17 protein-coding genes and 1 pseudogene are annotated in these 22373 nt (G+C 62.6%); 5 read left to right on the top strand and 13 right to left on the bottom strand.

Going from position 1 to position 22373, the window contains the following annotated elements; translation table 11 throughout:
* Positions 1–34: 34 nt before the first annotated feature.
* From G1E_RS18265 to yaaA, 13 genes and pseudogenes are all read right to left on the bottom strand, one after another.
* The gene (locus G1E_RS18265) at positions 35–1489 is read right to left on the bottom strand and encodes a mannose-1-phosphate guanylyltransferase/mannose-6-phosphate isomerase (protein ID WP_009684471.1); all 1455 of its coding nucleotides are present in this window, start codon (positions 1487–1489) and stop codon (positions 35–37) included.
* Between the two features lie 35 nt (positions 1490–1524).
* Entirely contained in the window at positions 1525–2172 is a 648-nt protein-coding gene (locus G1E_RS18260; RefSeq protein WP_009684470.1) for an alginate O-acetyltransferase AlgF, read from the bottom strand.
* 20 nt (positions 2173–2192) lie between these two features.
* Positions 2193–3350: an alginate O-acetyltransferase gene (locus G1E_RS18255; RefSeq protein WP_009684469.1), complete on the bottom strand. Its 1158-nt coding sequence runs from the start codon at positions 3348–3350 to the stop codon at positions 2193–2195.
* Between the two features lie 10 nt (positions 3351–3360).
* Positions 3361–4818: an MBOAT family protein gene (locus tag G1E_RS18250; protein ID WP_009684468.1), complete on the bottom strand. Its 1458-nt coding sequence runs from the start codon at positions 4816–4818 to the stop codon at positions 3361–3363.
* A gap of 197 nt (positions 4819–5015) precedes the next feature.
* Positions 5016–6119 carry a mannuronate-specific alginate lyase gene (locus tag G1E_RS18245; protein ID WP_009684467.1) on the bottom strand — a complete coding sequence of 368 codons (1104 nt, stop codon included), beginning with the start codon at positions 6117–6119 and terminating at the stop codon, positions 5016–5018.
* A 7-nt stretch (positions 6120–6126) separates the two neighbouring features.
* Complete coding sequence (locus G1E_RS18240; protein WP_047149990.1) at positions 6127–7569, bottom strand: alginate O-acetyltransferase; 1443 nt, start codon at positions 7567–7569, stop codon at positions 6127–6129.
* Positions 7570–7582: 13 nt separating this feature from the next.
* A complete protein-coding gene (gene algG, locus G1E_RS18235; RefSeq protein ID WP_009684465.1) occupies positions 7583–9142 on the bottom strand; it encodes a mannuronan 5-epimerase AlgG in 1560 nt (519 codons plus the stop codon).
* 16 nt (positions 9143–9158) lie between these two features.
* Positions 9159–10637: an alginate export family protein gene (locus tag G1E_RS18230; RefSeq protein WP_009684464.1), complete on the bottom strand. Its 1479-nt coding sequence runs from the start codon at positions 10635–10637 to the stop codon at positions 9159–9161.
* A pseudogene (algK, locus tag G1E_RS18225) lies at positions 10634–12117 on the bottom strand (alginate biosynthesis TPR repeat lipoprotein AlgK). The gene G1E_RS18230 and the pseudogene algK overlap by 4 nt, the downstream one beginning before the upstream one ends.
* Before the next feature lie 12 nt (positions 12118–12129).
* Positions 12130–13296 carry a PilZ domain-containing protein gene (locus G1E_RS18220; protein ID WP_009684461.1) on the bottom strand — a complete coding sequence of 389 codons (1167 nt, stop codon included), beginning with the start codon at positions 13294–13296 and terminating at the stop codon, positions 12130–12132.
* 36 nt (positions 13297–13332) lie between these two features.
* Entirely contained in the window at positions 13333–14814 is a 1482-nt protein-coding gene (locus G1E_RS18215) for a glycosyltransferase family 2 protein (RefSeq protein ID WP_009684460.1), read from the bottom strand.
* 73 nt (positions 14815–14887) lie between these two features.
* Complete coding sequence (locus G1E_RS18210) at positions 14888–16204, bottom strand: nucleotide sugar dehydrogenase (protein WP_009684459.1); 1317 nt, start codon at positions 16202–16204, stop codon at positions 14888–14890.
* 1128 nt (positions 16205–17332) lie between these two features.
* Entirely contained in the window at positions 17333–18112 is a 780-nt protein-coding gene (yaaA, locus tag G1E_RS18205) for a peroxide stress protein YaaA (RefSeq protein WP_009684458.1), read from the bottom strand.
* Between the two features lie 137 nt (positions 18113–18249).
* On the opposite strand from yaaA, the gene G1E_RS18200 reads away from it, so the two are divergent.
* The 5 genes from G1E_RS18200 (at position 18250) to moaE (ending at position 22352) form a co-directional block, all read left to right on the top strand.
* Positions 18250–19377 (top strand): polysaccharide deacetylase family protein, encoded by a 1128-nt coding sequence (locus G1E_RS18200; protein WP_009684457.1) that lies wholly within the window; start codon positions 18250–18252, stop codon positions 19375–19377.
* Positions 19378–19655: 278 nt separating this feature from the next.
* On the top strand, positions 19656–21050 hold the full coding sequence (locus tag G1E_RS18195) for a PhoH family protein (RefSeq protein WP_009684456.1): 1395 nt from the start codon (positions 19656–19658) through the stop codon (positions 21048–21050).
* A gap of 137 nt (positions 21051–21187) precedes the next feature.
* On the top strand, positions 21188–21658 hold the full coding sequence (gene moaC / locus G1E_RS18190; protein ID WP_009684455.1) for a cyclic pyranopterin monophosphate synthase MoaC: 471 nt from the start codon (positions 21188–21190) through the stop codon (positions 21656–21658).
* Positions 21658–21903 carry a molybdopterin converting factor subunit 1 gene (gene moaD / locus G1E_RS18185; protein WP_009684454.1) on the top strand — a complete coding sequence of 82 codons (246 nt, stop codon included), beginning with the start codon at positions 21658–21660 and terminating at the stop codon, positions 21901–21903. The genes moaC and moaD overlap by 1 nt, the downstream gene beginning before the upstream one ends.
* 2 nt (positions 21904–21905) lie before the next feature.
* Complete coding sequence (moaE, locus tag G1E_RS18180; protein WP_029887283.1) at positions 21906–22352, top strand: molybdopterin synthase catalytic subunit MoaE; 447 nt, start codon at positions 21906–21908, stop codon at positions 22350–22352.
* Positions 22353–22373: the final 21 nt, after the last annotated feature.

The following is a 22373-nucleotide window of genomic DNA, read 5'->3' as shown; positions in this document are numbered from 1 at the left end:
GCGATAGGGCCGCGAAGCGGCCCCGGGATTTCACTTACTGCGCGATGGTCTTCACCGAAACCCCACGCTCGACCGGCGTAGAGGTGCGCCCATACACATCTTCGAAGCGCTCGATATCATCTTCACCCAGGTAACTCCCGGACTGCACCTCAATGATCTCCAGCGGGATCTTGCCCGGGTTGCGCAGGCGGTGCACCGACGCAATCGGGATGTAGGTCGACTGGTTCTCGGTCAGCAGGAACACGTTTTCGTCGCAGGTCACCTCGGCAGTGCCGGACACCACGATCCAGTGTTCGGCGCGGTGGTGGTGCATCTGCAGCGACAGGCTGGCGCCTGGCTTGACGGTGATGTGCTTGACCTGGAAGCGGCCGCCCATGTCCACCGAGTCGTAAGAACCCCATGGGCGATACACTTCCAGGTGATTCTGGGTTTCGCTACGGCCCTGTTCGTCCAGTGTCTTGACCATCTGCTTCACGCCCTGAACCTTGTCCTTGTGGGCGATCATCATGGCGTCCTTGGTCTCGACCACCACGATGTTCTCAAGGCCGATCACCGACACCAGCTTGCCGTTACCGTGGATCATGCAGTTGCGGCTGTCCTGCACCACCACATCGCCCTTGGTGACGTTGCCATTGTCGTCCTTCTCATGCACCTCCCACAACGACGACCAGCAGCCCACGTCACTCCAGCCGGCCGACATCGGCACGACACAGGCGCGCTGGGTTTTTTCCATCACCGCGTAGTCGAGGGAGTTGTCCGGGCAGCAGGCGAAAGTGGCGGGGTCGATGCTCAGCACATCGCCGTCTTCCTGGCTACGCTCCAAGGCCAGTACACAGGTGTCGTAGATATCGCCATCGTGCTTTTTCAGCTCCTCAAGGAAGCGGCTGGCGCGGAACAGGAACATGCCGCTGTTCCAGAAGTAACCACCGGCCTGGACAAACTCGGTGGCGCGCTTCTCGTCGGGCTTCTCGACGAACTGCGCGACCCGCGCCACGCCCTCGGGCAGCAATGCATCCTGGCTGGAGCGGATGTAGCCGTAGCCGGTTTCCGGCTTGGTCGCCGGTACCCCGAACAACACCATCTCGCCGCGCTCTGCCGCTACGGTGGCCAGGGCCAGGGCACGTTGCAGGGCCTTCTGGTCCTCGATCACATGGTCGGCGGGCAGCACCAGCATCAGTTCGTCACGGCCTTCGTTGACCAGTTTCATCGCGGCCATGGCCACCGCGGGCGCCGTATTGCGGCCAAACGGCTCCATCAGGATGCCTTGGGTTTCCAGCTTCAGGGCAGCCAGCTGCTCCTGCACGATGAACTTGTGGTCCTTGTTGCAGACCACGATCGGCGTGTCCATGCCCTCGAACGCCAGGCGCGAGAGGGTTTGCTGGAACAGCGTATGTTCACCGGTCAGGGCCAGGAACTGCTTGGGGAACTGCTTGCGCGACAAAGGCCACAGACGCGAACCGCTACCACCAGAAAGAATTACCGGGATCATCATGTTTCTCCAATAGTCGTTGAGAGGCAGGGGAATCAGTTGCTAGCCACGGGGCGAGTTACCCACACCGGCGACAAGGCGTTGCCGGAACCCGTTACGTACAGCACTGCGGCTTCGCCGCGCTCAAGGGCGACTGGCTTCACGTCACCCACTTTCTTGTCACCTTGGTACAGCGCCAGGTTCACCTTGACCGGGTTGATCTCGCGCTCGCCACGGCCGTTGGCGGCCACCTGCTTGACCACTTCGGTCGTGCCGTCGGCGGTTTTCAGGGTCAGCTGCTGGTCGCTCAGGTTCTGCACGCGCACCAGGGCTTTCTGCTTGTTCTTGAACGGCGGCTCTTCGATCAGCTTCGGGTTGCCGCTGCTGCTGTTGACCAGGGTGTAGTACTTGTCCGAGGCCAGCTTGACCGGCACGCTCTTGCCGCCGACCTTGGCGGTGTAGTCACCGCCAGGCAGGAAGCTGAAATCGCTGCTGGCCTGGGCGCCAACCTGCTTGATCTGGGTGTTGCCCACACTGGCGGCAGCCGGTGCACTGGTGGCGTTGTACAGCCGCACGAACGTGGAGCCTTTCGGCGCGCTGGGGCCATACAGGGCGGCGTCGGCGCCGGCGAAGGCCTGCATGGAGGCAAGGGACAGGCCGGCCGCCAGGGTGAGGGCTTTGGCAATGGAAGTCTTGGTAGTCATGTGCGTGTTCCTCTCTTCAGTCAGTGGTTCGTCCGGGTGGACGACAAGGCCAGGTTTTCTTCGGATTTACGGGCGTTCTTCAGCTGCGCGACCCAGTGCGGGTCGAAGCTGCTGAGGTCGTTCTTCATTGGCAGATATCGTTCTGGGAATTCCCACACCACCACTTGTGGCGCGGCGTTCTTGAAGGCATCGCTTTGCAGGTACTTGAGCATGGGCACCAACGGGCCGTGGCCGTCCTCGGCGTAATTGGCCACGTCGCTGCGCAGCGCCTGCTGCAGGGCGCCAAGGAAGTTCCAGTGCGGGTTGGCGCTGTAGCTGGTACCAACCAGTGCCACCGGTATGCGGCTGTCGGCGAACAGCGCGTCCGCGCCGTCACCCTCGGCCTCGGCGGCCCGGGTGGTACGCTGTTGCAGGCTGTCCGGGGCGGGCAGCAGGTTGCTGAACAAAGGGTCCAGTGGCAGGAAGTTGGTCAGGTCACCTTTGTACGGGGCGGTGCTGCCTGCTTCGGTGATGAAGGCCTGCGGGGCGCCGTCGAGCAGGTTCTGCCGGCGCACGGCGTCAGCCAGCGCCTGCGCCGCCACTTCGGCGCCCATCGGCGTCCAGTGGGTGTCGGTACGCAGGAACACCTGGCCGCGGGCCTTGGCCTGTGCCAGTGGGCCCATCAGCTCGGGCGCAAACACGTTGGCCTGGCGTGCCTGGGCGTGAAACTGGTTATACAGGTCGTCATGCAAGCTGGCCGGTTGTTGCTTGCCGATGTATTCGGCGTACACCCGCGCCTTGGCCGGGACGATCGCCAGCACCAGGTGCACGCCGTGCTGCTGCAGGGTGTCGCGTACACCGCGGATCAGCGCCAGGTTCTCTTGCATCAGTTGTTCGGCACCGGCGGTGGGCTTGAACTCTTCGTCACTGAACAACCACTGGTCGCGGCCCAGCACCACGCCGGGGCGGCCTTCGTGGAACAGCTTGAAGTCCATCGCCGCCCACAGGTTGGTGCCCAGGCGCTTGATCGGGAACTGGTCGTCGTAATGGGTTTCGGCTGCCTTGGCCAGTTTGCCGTTGAGCAGGGTCATCTGTTCGGTGCGCTGGAAACTTTCCAGCCCACCGGTGGACCAGACGCCCATGCCCACCAACAGGCCGATGAAGGACAGCGAATAGGTAATGCGTAACGTTCGGGTCATGTCAGCCACCTCAGAACTGGAAGTAGAGGAACGGCGAGTAGCTCTGCGCCGAAAGCTTGAGGATCGAGGCCACGAACAGCAGCAACACCAGCGCGCGGGTCATGACCCGGGTCCAGTCCAGGCCCAGCGAACCGTCGCTGTTGACCTGCACCGGGGTGGCCTTGGGCGTGGGTTTGGCGTTGCGGTAGAAGTCGCGCAGGCCGAAGAACGCCAGGGTGAGGTAGGCGATTACCAAGGTGGCGACCTGCAGGCCGGTGAGCTGGGCACGGTTGAGTTCCGACAGTTGCCAGTCGCCGAAGCTGAACATGGCGCCATACATGCGTGCGGCGACGTGCAGGTTTTCGGCGCGGAAGATCACCCAGCCGACCACCACCAGCAGGAAGGTGAAGGCCCATTTCACCGGGTTGAAACGCTGCGGGTTGGTGTCGATGCCCAGCGCCCGCTCGATCGCCAGCCACATGCCGTGCCAGGCGCCCCAGATGATGTAGGTGAAGTTGGCGCCATGCCACAGGCCGCCCAGCAGCATGGTCAGGAACAGGTTGCGGTAAGTGTTGAAGGTGCCTTTGCGGTTACCGCCCAGGGTGATGTACAGGTAGTCGCGCAGCCAGGTCGACAGGCTGATGTGCCAGCGCCGCCAGAACTCGGTGATGGACTGGCTGATGTATGGCTGCTTGAAGTTTTCCATGAAGCGGAAGCCCATCATCAGCCCCAGGCCGATGGCCATGTCGCTGTAGCCGCTGAAGTCGAAGTACAACTGCGCGGTGTAGGCCAGGGCGCCGAGCCAGGCATCCCCGGTGGTCGGGTTCTGCAGGGCGAAGCAGTGGTCGGCGACCACTGCCAGGGTGTCGGCGATGAACACCTTCTTGATGAAACCCTGCATGAAGCGGGTGCAGCCTTCGGAGAACTTGTCCAGGGTATGGGTGCGGTTGTTGAACTGGTCGACCAGGTCCTTGAAACGCAGCACGGGGCCGGCGATCAGGTGCGGGAAGATCGCCACGAACGCGGCGAAGTCGATCAGGTTGCGCGTGGCCGGGGTGTCGCCGCGGTACACGTCGATGATGTAGCTGATCGACTCGAAGATGTAGAACGAGATACCGATCGGCAGCAGCACGTGGGTGAGGATGAAGGGCTCCAGGCCAAACGAGGTGATGATCGCATTCAGGCTGTCGACACCGAAGTTGGCGTACTTGAAGTAGCCGAGAATGGCCAGGTCGACACCGACCCCCAGCAGCAGCCAGCGCTGTGCCGGCTTGGTGCGCACGCCGGCGGCACCCACTTTCAGGCCGATCCAGTAGTTCCACAGGGTGACCCCGGCGAACAAAGCCAGGAAGTCCACCCGCCACCAGGCATAGAAGATGTAGCTGGCGACCAGCAGCAGCAGGTTGCGATAACGTTGCCCGCTCAAGTAATACAGGCCGAGGAATATCGGCAAGAACAGGAACAGGAACACGTTGGACGAGAAGACCATCCCGGTTCTCCTTATTGTTCACAGCATCCGGGGCACAGCGCCCCCCAAACCCCCCAGCAAAAAGCTGGAGGGCAACTTAGATCCCTGTGGGAGCGGGCATGCCCGCGAACAAGGGCGAAGCCCTTGCCATGCACCGCGTTGGCTTCTTCGCGGGCATGCCCGCTCCCACAGGTACCGACCCCACAATGGGAGTCAGTTCACTTCTTGCTTGCTGCGCTCGGGTCATAGACCCGGGTCAGGTCGCCGCCCAGCCGGAAGCTGTTGAACGGCTGCATCCCGTGCTTGCGCTCCAGCGTGTCGCCGACGCAGTGGTACAGCGCGCACCAAGGCTCGAGCCAGGCGTACTTGTTGTCGACCTTGAGGTCTTTCATGTCCTGCTTCTCACCGGCACGTTCGGCGAAGTGACGGGGGTCGCGGGCGCCGTAGAGCACACCTTCGCCCAAGCGCTGCAGGGCAAAGTTGTTTTCGCTGCGTAGGTCCACGCCGTTGGCCTGGGCGAAGCTGGCAATCATCGCCAGCGGCGGCAGGGCGTAGTTGTGATAGGCCAGGGCACGTTGCTTGCGCTTGACCTCGTTGGGCAGGAAACCTTGTTCGTCGACCTGGTTGGCACCCACCTTGAATTCCTTCACCGCCCAGTCGAACAGGTCGCGGCGGTCGGTGGCCACGGCGGTGGCCATCACCGACCAGGCGGCCCAGTAGCTGTGGTTGTTGATCTTCTCCAGCGGCAGGTTGCTCCAGTCCTGCACGGTCTGCTCGGCCAGGCGGTCCAGCCATTTCTCGATCAGCTCGGCCTCGGCCTGGTGCGCGGCCAGCGGCTGGGCAGTGGAGAACTTCAGGCGCAGCCACGAGCCGCTCATGCTGCCCAGGGCCCATTTGCGCATCGACTTGCCGGTGTGGTTGTAGTCGGTGGACAGCAGCGCATTGGCCCGCGCCCAGGTCCCCAGCCAGGCCAAGGTGCAGTCGAGTTGCGCCGGGCGGCCATCACGCATGTATTGGCCGACCATCTTGCTCACGCCCTTTTCCAGCGTGGTGATGTCTTCGGTCGACTTGCGAAAGGCCTTTTCCGAGGCGACATTGAGCGTGGCACGGGCCTTGTCGGAGCCTTCGTACTTACTGCGGAATTGCAGCGCACCGGTGTAGGGTTTTGGTGCCGGCTCGCAGCGGAAATTGCCGTCGCCCGTTTTGGGTTTCTCGATGCCCTCGTAATAGCCTTGGGGTGGCACCAGCGCAGCGTGCGCGGCGCTGCCGAACAGCGCCATGGCGAGCAGGGCAGGGCGAAAGATTTGCTTGAATACGGTCATGGTCGCCTCACTGGCCGGCTTGCGCGGTTTGCGCAGGCACGGCGAAGTTGTTGCGTTTGCAGAGTTTGGCCTCGACTTTCTGGGTGCCGCTTTCCGGGCCTTGCACCTCGAACGCCAGCAGGCTCTGGTCGGCCCAGTCCTCGTCCTCGCGCATCTGGAAGACAAAGCGGCCGTCGGTGTCGGAGGTTTCCGGTTTTTCCAGCTTGATGTCTTCGTGGCGGCCGTTGAGGTACCACAGGGTGGCTTGCAGCACCTTCACCGATGGGTCGTCGAACCTGACATCCATCTGCAGGTTGCGGTTGATCAGCTGTTTCACCACGCCGCCCTTGCCGTTGACCATCAGCTCGTTGTTGCCGGGCTTGAGCGTGGTGCTGGCGCTCATCAGCGCCGGGCGGTCATTGCAGCCATCGTCGAGCAGGCCAAGGATTTGCCGCCAGATGGTTTCCTGGTCCAGGCGGTATAGCGGCGAGAACTCCCAGATCAGGATCTTGGGCGGGTTCTTGCGGAATTCCTCGCTGCCCAGGTATTGGATCATCGAGCCTTCCAGGCCACCGCCGGGGAAGGCGACGTTGAGCACATCGGCGCCGATGTACTGCTCGAGGAAACCGGAGAAGTTGTAGTTCTTGCCGCTGTGGCTGGTGCCGACCAAGGTGATCTGTGCGTTGCCGCTGTCGCCGAACAGGTCGTCGCCGCCGCCGCTGGAGCCTTTCGGCTCGGTGGCGAACTGGTCCATGTACTGGATGGCATAGCTGGTGCCACACAGTTGGCCGGCCACGTTGTGCAGGGTGCCCGTCTTGCCCATGCGGCCAGATTTCTTGGTTTCGAATTCCTTGCGCGGGATGCCCTCGAAAGCCGGCATCTTGTGCACGGTGTCGGCGACGATCCTGGCGGCGCGCTGGGCACCGTAAGGCGTCCAGTGCTGGTCACCGCGGAAGTAGAAGTCCTTGCCCTGGTCGGCGGCGGCCAGTTGCTCGTTGGTCAGCGGCGACAGGTCGGGCACGTTGTAGCCCATGCTGGCGAAGCGCTTGAGCATGGCCTGGTAGTTGCCCAGTGCCTTCTGGTAGTTGAACGCAGCTTTCTCGGCCGGGTTGAGCATGTTGCGGTTCACCAGGCCACGGGTGGGCTGGTACACCATCACCAGCTCCACGCCACGCTTCTTGAACGCGTCGTGCACTTGTTGCAGGCGCTTGTAGCCGGCCGGCGTGGTGCTGAATTCGGTGCGCAAGTCTTCGCGTGTGCGGAACAGCCAGTCGCCCTTGGCTTGCACCAGGGTGGTGAAGTTCTGCTGGTAGCGGGTGGTGTAGCGGCTGGCATCGTGCGCTTCGGGGCACAGCTGGCAGCAGGGCTCGGCCGTGAAGGTCGGGGCCTTGACTTCATCGGCGCGCACGCCCTGGCTGATTGCCAGAAGGGCAGCGGACAGGCCCAGCAGTTTCATCAGGTGTGGAGTCATGGTCTGGGCTTCCTTAATCGATCATTTCGGTCTGGCGCTCGACCGGGTCGATCAGCACAGCCTTCTGCTGGCGGACCAGCAGGTCGAGGATTTCGTCCTGGCGCTCGCCCAGCACGCCGTTGAGGCTGATGCCGCTGGCCTTGCGCGGTGCGAGCATGGATACCTTGTACAGCTCGACCGACAGCGGCGAGTCGATCGACAGCGGGCCTGAGCCGTTGGCCGCCAGTTCGCCGCCCACCACGATCAGCGACACCTTGGTGTCGAACGGATCGAGGGCGATGTCGCGGTCGGTGTCGGACAAGTCCTTGATGTGGCCGTACACCCCGACCAGGCCGTTGGCCATGGCCACGTTCTCGTACAGGCGGATGTTCACGCTGTTACGTACGCGTATGCCGTGGCGGCGGTTGTTGATCAGCTTGTTGCCCCAGATCAGGTTGTCGCCGCTTTCGTACAGGGTGATGCCGTCGGTGTGGTTGCGGTAGATCTCGTTGTAGGCCACCAGGTTGTTGACGCTGTTACGGTCGATCACCACGCCGGAGAGCTTGTTGTCGTAGCTCTTGTTGTTGATGATCCAGCTGTCGTTGACCTCACGCGAAATGATGATGCCGTGCTTCTTCTTGGTGCCGTAGACCGTGTTGCCGGCGATGATCAGGCGGTGCGAGCGGTCGTGGGGGTCGATGCCATAGACGATGTTGTCGTTGTAGGTATTGTCCTTGACCACGAAGTCCTGGGTTTCGTAGCAGTAGAAGCCGTACCACATGTCGCTGAACTGCGAACCGATGATCCAGCCGGTGGGTTCCGGGCGGCCCATGCGCTTGGCCATGTTCGGGGTGTACTGCGAAATGCTCACGCCGTACGACTTGGACTTGGCATAGCCGAAACTGGCCATCTTGGTATTGACGATATAGGTCTCGGTACCGCCCCACGACAGCAGGAACGGGCGGAACTCCTTGGGCGAGCGGAAGGTCGCCGGGCCGTTGTCTTTTTCCCGCCAGCCAGTCACCTGGGTGTCGGTGACGAACAGCTTGCCGTCGTTGACCAGGAACGCGCCGCCCTCCTGGGACAGGCGCAATTGCTTGACCTTGCCATCGATCTCGAGGATGCCCTTGCGGCCGACCACGATCGGCAGGCGCGCCAGGTAAACGCCCGGCTCGACTTCGCGCAGGTACTGTCGCGGCACCTGCTTGCTCAGCTCGACAAGGTCGACATGGCCGTCATCGATGAAGATCGCCTGCGGAATACCGTGCTGGCGCTGGACCCACTCGGCCGCCTTGTTGTCGCCGCCGACAAATTCCTTGAGGGTGTCCTCCTGGAACATGCGGCGCAGGCTGACCTTGCCCTTGTGGCTGCGGTCGATCTTCTTCTGCACGGCCTGGGCGGTGTAGCCGCTCAGGTCGGGCAGCTTGGGCGGGTCCAGGTGCAGGGGCTCGATCGGCGCGCTGGCCACGGTGTAGGTCTTGGCCTGCTGCAGCTCCTTGGCAATGACCTTGGGCTCTGCGGCGACGGCCAGGCCCGAGGCCAGCAACAAGGCGCTGGCCAACAGGCTGTGACGTAGGTGCGGGTGAAGGTTCATCAGGTTTCTCCCGGCCTCAGAAGCGCCAGATCACGTCGACGAAGGCGCGGTGCATGTACGAGTCCGCTTCCTTGCCATAGGCGTCGCCCGGCTTGAATACACCCGCGCGCAGGCGCACCAGGGCAGACGGCTCGTCGATGGCCTGGCTCATGGACGCGGGCAGCAGGCCTTGCTTGAAGTACTTGGTCACGACCACGTCCATCTCCTGGCCAAGGTCTTTTTCACCGTCGACCAGTTGGCGGTTCACACCGTTGTCGTCGACCACGGCGTTGATGCCGCTGGAGCCGATGTTCTGGTTGCCATCGACGCGCCAGAACTTGTGGTAGATCAGGCTGGCGTCATAGTCGTCGCGCAGTTGCCACGATGCGAACAGCGTGGCCGCCTGCAGGTTGCCCAGCTCGCCGCGGAAGGCCTCACCGAAGCGGTGTACCCGCGAGCGGGTGCCGGTGAAGTTGGAGCGGTTGCTCTCCAGCCCGGTCTGCTCGAAGTTGTTCGAACCATCGTCACCGCCGCCGCCGCTGCCGCGGGCGTAGGCCGCACCCACCTGCCATTGCGGGTCGAGGCGCAGGCGGATACCCAGGTCGGTGGCCCAGGCATTGACGTTGCCGCTCTGCTTGCCGGTGGCCACCTGGTCGTCACCCACCTGTTGGGTGGTGAGCTTGTCGCGGTCGCCGGTCAGCCAGGTGACGCTGCCCCAGTAGTTGACGGTGTGGTCATTGCGCCAGTTGTAGGCGTCGCTGTTGGCCTCGAGGCCCAGCCAGGTGAGGTCGCCGGTGCGGGTCTTGTCCAGTGCATCGACGGTTTCCCCGGGTTGGTTCAGGCTGCCGCTGTCATGGGTGTGGTGGGCGCGCAGGCCAACCCAGTGGCCGGGCGTCCATTGCGTGGCGATGTTGCCGTAGACGTGCGTACGGTCCTTGTCCTCGGGCGCCAGCTCGGTGAGGTCGGTGCGGTATTCGCTGAAGCGCTGGGCCACGCCCAGGTCGGCCTTGAGCAAGGTGGTGTCGAAGGTCCAGTTCAGCGCCTCGACGTTGGTGTCGCGCCACATGCCGTCATCGCTGCGCAGGCGCTGGCGACCCAGGCGCAGTTGCTCGCCAGGGTAGGCGGTGAGGCCGCTGTAGCCGACCCAGAATTCGCGCATGGCCAGGTAGCTTTTGTCTGGCTTGCGGCTGTCGTCACCGGTGTCGGTGGTGGTGCCGTCGTCGTTCTGGCGCAGGGTGTCGGTTTCGATGGTGTCGGTGGCTGCGACCGCCTGGCCCATGGCGTAGGCGCTCCAGTTGCCGCGCTCGCCGTACACCCATGGGCGCAGGTCCAGGCCCAGGCCGTTGACGTCGCCGCCGGGGCGGGTACCCAGGTCACGGTCGTCTTCCGATTGGCCGGTGATTTTCACGTCCAGGCCGAAATTTTTCTCAGCGGTCATTTCCGCCAGGGTCGGGCAGGACCACAGCAGGGCGAAGCTCAGGCCGATGCCGGCTTTCACGAAGGGATTGAGCGTCATAGCGAGTCCTCACCGTCTACTTCTGGTTCGTCGTCTTGCAGGGCTTCGGTGGCCAGGGTGCTGTTGGCGCCTTGGCTCATGCTGCCGCGGGCCTGCTTTTCCTGAGCCAGCAGTTGCTCGGCCTGGTGGCGCTGGTCCGGGGTCAGCTGCGGCTCCCGCCGGTGCCGCNNTGGCCGGGGGCCGGCGGCGGCTGGAGCCGTTGCAGCATTTCTGCCGCCTGCGGCGTGGGGTTGGCTTGTGCCAGCTGGGCGAACACCCAGGCATTGCCCGGTTGCGGGCGAATGCCATGGCCTTCGCTGAACAACTGGGCCAAGGCATAGTCGGCGCTGATCTGCCCGCCGCGGGCGGCGGCCAGCAGGTTGTCGACAGCCTTTTGCGGCTCGACGTTGCCCAGGTAACCACGGCGGTACAGCTGGCCCAGGTAGTAATGGGCGCTGGTTTCGCCAGCGTCGGCGGCCGCCTGCAGGTGGCGTTCGGCTTTCTTGGCGTCGGCCGGTACGGTCTTGCCTTCGTAGTACAGGCGGCCCAGCAGCAGTTCGGCACGTGGCAGCTCGGCTTCGCGACCCTTGTCGATGTAGGCCAGCAACTGGTCGGTGTCGCCCAGTTCGGGGAACTCGTACAGCAATTGCGCCAGGCTGACCCACGACGCCGGGTTGGCCGGTGCCACCTGTTCGAGCAAGTCCTTGGCAGTTTTTTCATCGGTCTGGCCAAGGCTGCGATCGGCCAGCACCCGGGCCACGCTGTCGACCCGGCTGGCTGGCACGGCACCACGGGCGTAGGCCGCCTGCAGCTGGCCGAGCAGGGCGGCCTGCTGGTCGGTCTGGCCGCGCTTCTGGTACACGGTGGCCAGTTCGACGTAGCACATGTCGGTGGCGCTCAGGGCGGCCTTGCAGATTTTCTCCACGTCGTCCAGGTGCTGGTCGTAGCTGCCCTGGGTGCGATACAGCAGCACCTGGGCCAGGCCCGCTTCCGGGTTGCCGGTGGCGCGCCACTGGTCGATCTGCTGCTGCGCGTTGACCTTGGGGAAGCTTTGCGGGTAGCTCAGGTACAGCATCGCCAGCGGGATCAGGGTGTTGCCTTCACCCTGGCGGGCGGCGAGTTTCAGCAGCGTTTCGGCTTCTTCACGCTCGGCCTGGGTGCTGTCGGGCTTGGCCACCAGCAGGCGGCCAAGGCGGGCCTGGGCGCGCGACGAGGACGCAGCGGCAGCGCGGTAGGTGGCCTCGGCCTCCTTGATTTGCGCCGGGTCGCGGCTGGCCACCTTGATGTCGGCCAGGCCCACTTGCGCATCGCTGTAGCCCAGGTCGGCCAGGGCCTTGTAGTTGCGTTCGGCCAATGCCGTGTCACCGCGCTTCAGGGCTTCGTTGGCCAGGCGCTGGTCGGGCAGGCCGGCGCAGCCGGCCAAGGTGATGGCCATGGCCAGGCCACACAGACCCAGATTCACACGGAACCTGTGGGGGCAGGTGTTGGTATCAGCGATCATCGTCCGATCCTCTTACAGCCCACGGGCCGCGGCTTTGTCGATCAGCCAGTTCAGCGACGGGCCACGGTCGCTGTTGACTGCCGCCGGGCGGCCGGCCAGCTCGGCAGGCAGGCCGCTATCGGGCTTGATCTGCACACGGATGTCGGAGGCCAGGTCTTCGCTGTTGAGGCTGGCGCTACTGACGATCTGGCCGGTACGCACTTCGTCTTCGCCGGCGACCTGGAAATTGACCCGGGTGCCTGGCTTGACCTCATCGAACTGGCGGTAGCTGAAACGCGCCTCGACCATCGGGTTGGTGGTACGCGGAATCAGCTGGAAGATCGGCTGGCCCTTGGCCGCGTACTGGCCGTCGTCCACCAACTGGCGGGCGACCACGCAATCGCAGGGGCTGGTGAGGGTGCCGGAGAGTTGCTTGCCGAATAGTTCCTCGATCTTCGCCGGTTCCAGTTGCGTGTCGTCGAGGTTGCCCTTGAGCATGTCCAGCATGCTGGTGGTGAAGCTGGCCAGTGGCGCGCCCTTGGCCACCTGCCCACCGCTCTCCACCAGGCTGTTCACGGTGCCGTCGCGCGGCATGGTGACATTGGTGGTGGGTACTGCGACCACACCGGCTTCGGCATGGCTGATGAAGTAAATGCCGTACAACGACTTGGCGACGAAACCGAAGGCGGCGATGCCGACCACGAACACACCGAGGGTGACGGTAACGGCCTTGAGCCGGCCGAAGGGGCTCAGGCCACTGCCGCCGTCCTTCTGCTTGCGCGCCTTGGTGAAGTTGTCGCGTTGCAGGGTGCTGAGCACGTCGCCGGCAGTGATCAGCTCACCCGACAGGTGCGAGGTGATGATATGGCGCAGGGTGGCGATGTCGCGTGGCTCCAGGTTCTGGAATTGCGCACCGGTACGCCCGCTGTCGGGGTGGTACGAGCGCACCTGGAATTCGATGTCCATCGACAGGCCGAGGTTGTCGACCGTGAACATCAACCGCCCACGCAACGCATCGCCCACCGCCAGTTGCTGCTTGGTGTGGAAGCTCAAGCCTCCGGCGGAAAGGTCGTCGACCTTCACATCGTGGGCCTGGCGCTGGGCGTCGATGAAGCGCAGCTTGGCGGGGATGCGTACCCGGGCGTGCTGGCGCTGGGCTTCGGACTCATGCACGACGTTGACATTCACGGCGGTATTCATGGGGTTTGTTCCTGTTAGATCCGATCCGGGTTGGGCTCACACGACCATGAACAGCACAGCAACGAAGATGCTGGCCGCCGAGAAGGTCATGGTCCGCGAGGACCAGGTGTTGAACCATTGTTGAAAGCTGGCGAGGTCACGCTTGAGGGCAGTGGGCTGACGCGTCCACGACTGTTTGTCGAGGCGGAAGAACACGTAGATCTTCATCAGCGCGCCGATGATCTGGTTGTAATAGAGGATCAGCGGGTACGCCGGGCCGACGTTGTGGCCAGAGCACAGCAGCATCACGGTGAGGATCAGGCGGGTGATGCCGATCCACAGCAGGTACACCAGCAGGTATGCCAGGCCGAACTTGAGGCTGGCGATCACCGCCACGGTCAGGCCCAGCAGGCTGGTCCACATCGATACGCGCTGGTCGAACAGCACGATGCTGGTGAACAGCCCCAGGCGCCGCAGGCCCAGGCCCAGCGCACGGGAGTTCTGCCGCAGGTTGTTGCCGTACCAGCGGTACATCAGCTTGCGGCTGGCCTTGAAGAAGCTTTTCTCCGGCGGGTGCTCGACCGTGTTGATGGCAGCGTCCGGCACGTAGAAGGTGTCGTAGCCCAGGCGCATCAGGCTGAACCAGCTGGACTTGTCGTCACCGGTCAGGAACTTGAAGCGGCCCAGGCGCCAGTGCATCAGCGAGTCGCTTTCGACGTCGGCAATGAACTCGGGGTTGGTGACCACGCTGGCGCGGAACATCGACATGCGCCCGGTCATGGTCAGTACGCGCTTGGACAGGGCCATCGAGCACATGTTGATGTGGCGCTGGGCGAAGCGCAGCTTGTGCCATTCGCTCATGATGTAGCCGCCACGGACTTCGCAGAACTCGTTGGTGGTCAGGCCGCCGACATTGGGGTACAGCTTGAACCACGGTACGGTCTTGCGCACCACGCCATCGGCCAGCACGGTGTCACCGTCGATCACCGCCACCACGGCGTTTTCGTCCGGCAGCATGCGGGAGATGGCACGGAAGCCGTAGGCCAGGCCATCGCGCTTGCCAGTACCGGCGATACGGACGATGTCCAGCTTCACGTGGGCCGGCGGGTTGTACTTGGCCCACAGGCTCTTCACCAGCAATTCATCGGACATTTCCACCAGCGAGCAGACCACGGTGGTGGGGAAACCGCAGTTGATCGCTTCGCGGATCACCGAGCTGTACACCTGAGCGGTGGTCAATGCTTCGATGCGGAAGCTGGTGACCATCAGGTACACGTGCGACGGGTCGGCGGCGCTGCCCATTTTCTGCACCTTGCGGCGCAGGTAGGGGTACACACCGTAGAGGAAGATCATGCCGCGGATGAAATGGGTGGCGCCCATCGAGTAGCGCCAGATGCCGACGGCGCCGACCAGGAAGATGAAGTGCTTCGATTGCGAGTCGAAGATATCGGCTGGCAGGGCCAGGGCGATCAGCATGAGCAGGCTCATGTAGAGCAGCCAACCGGCGCACTGCAACAGCACTGTCTGGAGCCTTTGCATGTTCAGCATCCGTGGAAAATTCGGGAAAGGGCGGCAGCGCAATTGGGGAGCCTTGCGCCGCCTGGCCCAGGGCTTACCAGCAGATGCCTTCGGTGCGGCTGGCTGCGCTGGTCGGTTCACTCATGAAGCCGACCAGGTCGATTACTTGTTTGCCGGCCGGTACTTGCTGGGCAAGGGCACGGAACTGCTCGTCACGGTTGCCCAGAACGATGATGTCGGCGTTGTCGATGACCTTGTGGAAGTCACCGTTGAGCAGCGACGATACGTGCGGGATCTTCGATTCGATGTAGTCTTTGTTGGCTCCATGAACGCGGGCGTATTCGACGTTCTCGTCGTAGATATCCAGTTGGTAGCCCTTGCCGATCAGGCGTTCGGCCAGCTCCACCAGTGGGCTTTCGCGCAGGTCGTCGGTGCCGGCTTTGAAGCTCAGGCCAAGCAGGGCGACCTTGCGTTTGTCGTGGGCTTCGATCAGTTCGAAGGCGTTTTGCACCTGCGATTCGTTACTGCGCATCAGCGAGTCGAGCAGCGGGGCACGCACGTCCAGGCTGGCGGCACGGTAGGTCAGGGCGCGCACGTCCTTCGGCAGGCACGAGCCGCCGAAGGCAAAGCCGGGGCGCATGTAGTACTGCGACAGGTTGAGCACCTTGTCCTGGCAGACCACGTCCATCACTTCACGGCCATCCACACCGACAGCCTTGGCGATGTTGCCGATCTCGTTCGCGAAGGTGACCTTGGTGGCATGCCACACGTTGCAGGTGTATTTGATCATCTCGGCCACTTCGATCGGCTTGCGGATGACCGGGGCGTCGAGTTCTTCGTACAGCGCCTGGAGGATGTCGCCGCTGGCGCTGTCCAGTTCGCCGATGACGGTCATCGGTGGCTGGTCGTAGTCCTTGATTGCAGTGCTTTCACGCAGGAATTCCGGGTTCACCGCGACGCCGAAGTCAACGCCGGCCTTTTTGCCCGAGCAATCTTCGAGGATCGGGATCACCACGTTCTTGACGGTGCCTGGCAACACGGTGCTGCGCACCACGATGGTATGGCGGCGCGTGGTGTCGCGCAGCACATAGCCGATTTCCCGGCACACCGACTCGATGTATTCCAGGCCCAGGTCACCGTTTTTCTTGCTGGGGGTGCCCACACAGATCATCGATACATCGCTGGCGCGAATGGCCTCGGCGAAGTCGGTGGTGCCGCGCAGGCGACCATTGGCGATGCCTTGTTGCAACAGTGCTTCCAGGCCAGGTTCGACGATCGGCGACTTGCCCTGGTTGATCAGGTCGATCTTGGTGCTGGACACGTCCACACCGATTACTTCATGGCCACGCGCCGTCAGGCAGCCTGCACAGACTGCACCCACATAACCCAAACCAAAGATGCTGATACGCATCGCTATCACCTCATGTGTTTATCACGCCGACGCCTCCGTGGAGTGCCGGGCTGGGTTGATTAACAGCAGTTTTCAGGCGCACGGGTTCATGGCGAATGCACACTTCACCGAGCGCAGGCAACATAAGTCCGGAGTGCACGAAAAGTTATGCACTCAAATTAGGCATTTAAAAGCCAAGTAATAAAAACGTGCCCTGTCATGCAGCCGTCTTTAATGCAAGGCGCTACGCGGCGCTTTGCTGTGCTTGTTTTTCAAGTGGGATAAATCCTTTGAAATCAACCACTAGGACGATTTGTACGGGACGCGTGTCTCCTGCAAGGACAGGCACTTGGGCGTTAGCCGGGCGGCCTGTCTGTATGTTGTGGCAGGTAGTGGATACCTTGCCATTGTCATCTGTAAGTCATCTCTCACAACCCGTGGGCAGGAAATTCGTTACGGCTCTATGAGCGGTAGTTGATATGAGAAGTTCCTGAACGGGTTTTGTCTTGATGAAAGATTTCTAAATATTTATTAAGCTGCTGACAATTTCAATTTGATAGCACGCGCCTGTTTGCCCCCGATGTATCAAGGGCGAAACTGTTGCGAGATGTTTTAATGCCAGCATCGGAAAATTTTTTCAGATTTCGTCAGAAAAGGTACGAACGGTCGCACCGGCGCCGGTGTTTACACGCTGATGTAAGGTTTTTTTGGCGTCATAAAAATGACGATAATGAAGTCTCACCTTGCTGAACCTGCTCGGCCTGCTTGACCGCCGGTGCAGCGGCCGAGCCCTGATAAATGACATACGTGACAGCAACCAGTGCTGATCACCGTGCGGTCATGCGCAATCAGCTGATCGGTTTATCTTTCAGCGTTTCAACTTGCTGCCGCGGGTGGATCATGCGAGTGCACATTACGCCGTATGGCGCGGCGAAGACGGCCAGCCGGCGAGGAGGGTATCGGTTACGGCAGGGGGTGGCTTTGCCCGAGAGGTGGAAGCGATCATTTTGGAAAGCGGGTATGTACAGCTGCCCTGGAGGCGGTGGAGGCGAGCTCTGGCCTTGCCGGTGCTCGCGGCTTAAGCCGTTCCTGCGGGTGCCCTGTGGAGGTTGCAGGAGCGGCTCAAGCCGCGAAGCGGTATCGGCGGGTCTACTCGCCCGGGTGATCGCGCAGAAACACCAGGTGATCTGGCTTGGACTGTTCGGCACAGTAGTAGTAACCCTGGACATCGAACTGCTTGAGCTGCTCTGGATCGTTGATGCGCTGCTCGATGACAAAGCGGCTCATCATGCCGCGGGCTTTCTTGGCGTAGAAGCTGATGATCTTGTACTGGCCGTTCTTCAAGTCCTTGAAGTCGACATTGATCACCCGCGCCTTGAGGGCGCTGCGTTTCACTGCGCTGAAGTATTCATTGCTGGCCAGGTTCAACAGCACGTCATCGCCCTGAGCGGCCAGGGCCTGGTTCAACCATTCGCTGATGCGTGTACCCCAGAAGGCGTACAGGTCCTTGCCGCGGGCATTGGCCAGCTTGGTGCCCATTTCCAGCCGGTAGGGCTGCATCAGGTCGAGGGGGCGCAGCAGGCCGTACAGGCCGGAGAGCATGCGCAGGTGGTCTTGTGCGTAGCTGAAGTCGTCCTCACCCAGGGTTTCGGCAGCAAGGCCTGTGTACACGTCACCTTTGAACGCCAGCAGCGCCTGCTTGGCATTGGCTGGGCTGAAGTCCGGAGACCAGCTGCCGAAGCGTGCGGCGTTCAGGCCGGCGAGCTTGTCGGACAGGTGCATCAGCTCGCTGATTTGCGCCGGCGACAGGGTTCGCAGTTGCTGGATCAACACCTGGGAATCATCCAGGTACTGGGGCAGGGTGAAGCGCTCGGTTACCGGCGGGGTATCGTAGTCGAGGGTCTTGGCGGGGGAAATCACCGTCAGCATCGGGTCGGCTCCTGGCATCGTTGGCCTGGGATTCTACGGGCTGGGCGGTGCAAGTCCAAACTATGGTGACAATAGTCACAGACCATGGCCGGTTCTAACGCTATAGTTCGCGTTTTGCCGTGACGGAGCCTTTTACCGTGCGCATCGCCTTTGCCGCGCTGGCCGCGCTATTGAGCCTGGCCGTGCAAGCCGCCCCCACAGCCGCGGTCAGTTTTGATCGCAGCCTGTGGCCCGAGCAACTGAACAGCCCGGCGTTGTTCGATGTGGCTTCGCGGGCGGAGATTCTGTCGTTCGCCCGGGTACTGCATGAAAGCGAGCTGCTCGATGATGCGACGCTGGCGGCGCGGCTGGGCTTGCGGCAGATCAACCTGCAGAAGGTTCGCCAACTGCGGGCGCGCATGTGGCAGCGGTTATGGGCAGGCTACCAACAGGCGCAACGCAGCTGCGAGCAGGATGCGTCGTTCTGCTATGCCGTTGAGTCCATGGCGGATCTGCGTACCCAGGCGGCGACGTTCGCCACCGATGTCGGCGCGTTCTATGCCGGGTGGGTAGAGCCCAGCCACCAGTTCCACAGCCGCTACCTGGACGAACAGCTGCGCAAAGCTGCGCTGCTGCCCCAGACCAGCAGCGAGGTGGAGCGGCTATCTGCACGGGAGCTCGATGGTGAACGCCTGAACGATCGCATGTTCCTGCTGACCTTCGTCGGTGGCCCGGGGCCTGACGGCGGCAGTACCGACCTGCTGGCCGATTACCTGCGCCGGCAAAAGCTGGCGGGTACCTTCTTCGTGCTTGGCAACCGCCTGCAGCAGCGCCGGGATGCCGGCATGCCGAACACCGTGGCCAGGCTTTATCGCGGCCAGTGCGTGGGTATTCAGGGCTGGGAGTACCGCTCGCATGCACAGTGGGTCGATTGGCAGGACTCGCTGCGGCGCAGCCAGGCCCGCGTCCAGGCCGACCTGCCGGAGCAGTACGTGCCGCTGTTCCGCCCCCCTTACGGGCAACGCCGGGCCGATGGCGAGGCGTTCATGGCCAGCCAGCAGTTGCGGGTGTCGTTGTGGGATATCGACGCGCAGGATGACACTGCACTGACTGCCGAAGCCTCGGCGCAACGCGTGCTGACCCTGATGCTGTTGTGGCGCAAGGGGGTTATCCAGCTGCATGACAGCCTGGCCAAGGCGCAACCGGCGGTGGAGTGGTTGCTGCGCAGTACCGCCCAGAGCGGTATCGGCTGGGAAGATTGCCGGGCCTATGGGTACAGCGAATAGAGGTACCACTTCTGAGCGTAGTCGTGTCTGGGCCTGCCGCCAAGGCCTTATCGTCAATCGGAAAAATAAACTTCAAAAACACGTAAAAATGCTTTTTCCGGTCATGGCTTTTGCGGTATGAAGAAACCAGACAGCCGATCCCTGCAGCACAGGTGGCGTCATCCAGACCCTCCTGGCCAGGTTGCTCCCCGCCCGTAACAACGCGGATACGGGGACACGGCAGTCACTCTGCGGCGTAACAGACCACGCCGTGCGGCTTCGACATAAGGTGACCGAGTATGGATGACCAAGGACGCACCCCTTCCTCCAGCAAGCCAATCCTCTATGTGCTCGATACCAACGTCCTGATTCACGACCCCAACGCATTACTCAACTTCGAGGAGCATCACGTCGCCATCCCGATGACGGTGCTGGAGGAACTCGACAAGCTCAAGACCGGTAAACAGACCATCGCCGCAGAGTGCCGGCAGGCCATCCGCCTGATCGACCAGACCCTCGGGGACGCTTCGCCCAGTGATGTCGAGCAGGGCGTGCCGATCCAGCGCAACAAGAGTGGGGCCAAAGGCTTTCTTTCGATCCTGATGAGCCCACGCAACGAGCCTGGCAAGTTGTTGCCGGAGCACCTCAACGACAACATCATCATCAACACCCTGCTGGACGTTCGCAGCCGGCGCCCCGACCTGGACGTGGTGCTGGTCACCAAAGACATCAACATGCGCTTGAAGGCGCGCGCTTGCGGCATCGCATCCGAGGACTACAGCACCGACCAACTGGTCGATGATGTGTCCTTGCTGTCCAAGGGCTACCACTCGGTCAGCGGTTCGTTCTGGGACCGGGTCAGCAAGGTCGATACCCGCCAGGAGCGCGGCCGGACCTGGCATCGTGTGCACATGATCGACACCCTGCCGGCCGTTCACGTCAACGAGTTCATCATTGACGACCAGGGCTTCGTCGGCTGGGTGAAGGGTATCCGCGACGACGAGTTGCTGCTGCTCGACCTGCACCAGGAGCCACTGCTGCACCAGGAGGCCTGGGGCCTGAAGCCGCGGGACATCCATCAGAGCCTGGCGCTGTTCGCCTTGCTCGACCCGGACATTCACCTGGTCAACCTGACCGGTGCTGCCGGTTCCGGCAAGACCATCCTGGCCCTGGCAGCTGCCATCGAGCAGACCATGGTCAGCAAACGCTACCGGCGCATCATCGCCACCCGCAGCGTGCAGGGGCTGGACCAGGAGATCGGCTTCCTGCCGGGTACCGAAGCAGAGAAGATGGAGCCGTGGCTGGGCGCCATTACCGACAACCTCGAAGCCTTGCACATGGATGATGAAAGCACCCATGGCAGCGTCGAATACATCCTCGAGCGCGTGCCGCTGCAGTTCAAGTCGTTGAACTACATTCGCGGCCGCAGCTTCCAGCAGAGCCTGATCCTGATCGACGAGTGCCAGAACCTGACGCCGCATCAGATGAAAACCATCATCACCCGTGCCGGTTCCGGGTCCAAGGTGGTCTGCCTGGGCAACCTGGCGCAGATCGATACCCCCTACCTGTCCGCGACCAGCTCGGGCCTGACCTACCTGACCGAGCGCTTCAAGGACTTCCCCCATGGCGTGCACATCACCCTGCAGGGTGTGCCACGCTCGGTACTGGCCGAGTACGCCGAGTCGCATCTGTAAAACCCTGTCGCCGGGCAGCCCGCTGCCCGGCATCTCCACGAGTGTGTTCATACAGCGGCCAGACCTGCCGACACATACCTCTGCTCAAACCTGACCCACAGGTTTACACTGCAGGCTCCCTTCACAGGAGCAGAGCAGTGCTGACACATCTTGATTCCCAGGGGCGGGCCAACATGGTCGACGTCACTGAAAAGGCCGTGACCGAGCGCGAGGCCACCGCCGAGGCGCGGGTGCGCATGTTGCCGCAGACCCTGCAGATGATCGTCGACGGCGAACACCCCAAGGGCGATGTGTTCGCCGTGGCGCGCATTGCCGGCATCCAGGCGGCGAAGAAGACCAGCGACCTGATACCGCTGTGCCACCCGCTGATGCTCACCAGCGTCAAGGTGGAACTCAGCGCGGAGGGCGAGAACGCGGTGCGGATCCTCGCCCGCTGCAAGCTGGCCGGGCAAACCGGTGTGGAAATGGAGGCACTGACCGCCGCTAGCGTCGCTGCGCTGACGATCTATGACATGTGCAAGGCTGTGGATAAAGGCATGGTCATCGAGCAGGTCCGCCTGCTGGAAAAGCTGGGCGGCAAGAGCGGCCACTACAAGGTGCAGGCGTGATGAAAGTCAAAGTGATGTACTTCGCGCGTTACCGTGAGTTGCTGGGCGTGGATGCCGAGCGGATGGAGGGTGAGTTCAAGGTTGTCGACGATGTGCGCCGGGCATTGCTGGGCAAGGGTGGGGCCTATGAACTGCTGGGCGAGCAGAACCTGATGTGCGCCCGCAACGAAGAACTGTGCAAGCTGGATGAGCCGTTGGAAGAGGGCGATGAAGTGGCGTTCTTCCCGCCGGTGACGGGGGGCTGAGCATGGCAGTGCGAGTGCAGGAACACGCGTTCGACCCGGGCGTCGAGACCAATGCCATGCATGCGGCCAACGTGGGGGTAGGCGCTGTGGTCGGCTTTGTCGGCTATGTGCGGGACTTCAATGATGGCCGCGAAGTGGCAGGCATGTTCCTTGAACACTATCCGGGCATGACCGAAAAGGCCCTGGCCAAGATCGTGGCCGAGGCCGAGCAGCGCTGGCCGTTGTTGAAAGTGCAGGTGTTGCACCGCGTCGGTGCGTTGGAGCCGGGTGAGCCAATCGTGTTCGTCGGCGTGGCCAGTGCCCATCGGCAGGCAGCGTTCGATGCCTGCAACTTCATCATGGACTACCTGAAGACCCGGGCACCGTTCTGGAAGAAGGAAAATACCCAGGAAGGGCCGAGGTGGGTGGAAGGCAGGCAGAGTGACCTGGATGCCGCAGGGCGCTGGTAGTCAAGGGGGCGCCCGCCGTTT

It is taken from the genome of Pseudomonas sp. TJI-51, from assembly GCF_000190455.2.
In the GTDB taxonomy this organism is placed as follows: domain Bacteria; phylum Pseudomonadota; class Gammaproteobacteria; order Pseudomonadales; family Pseudomonadaceae; genus Aquipseudomonas; species Aquipseudomonas juntendi.
The sequence above is the reverse complement of the archived record's forward strand: the minus strand, read 5'-3'. Positions and strand labels throughout refer to the sequence as shown.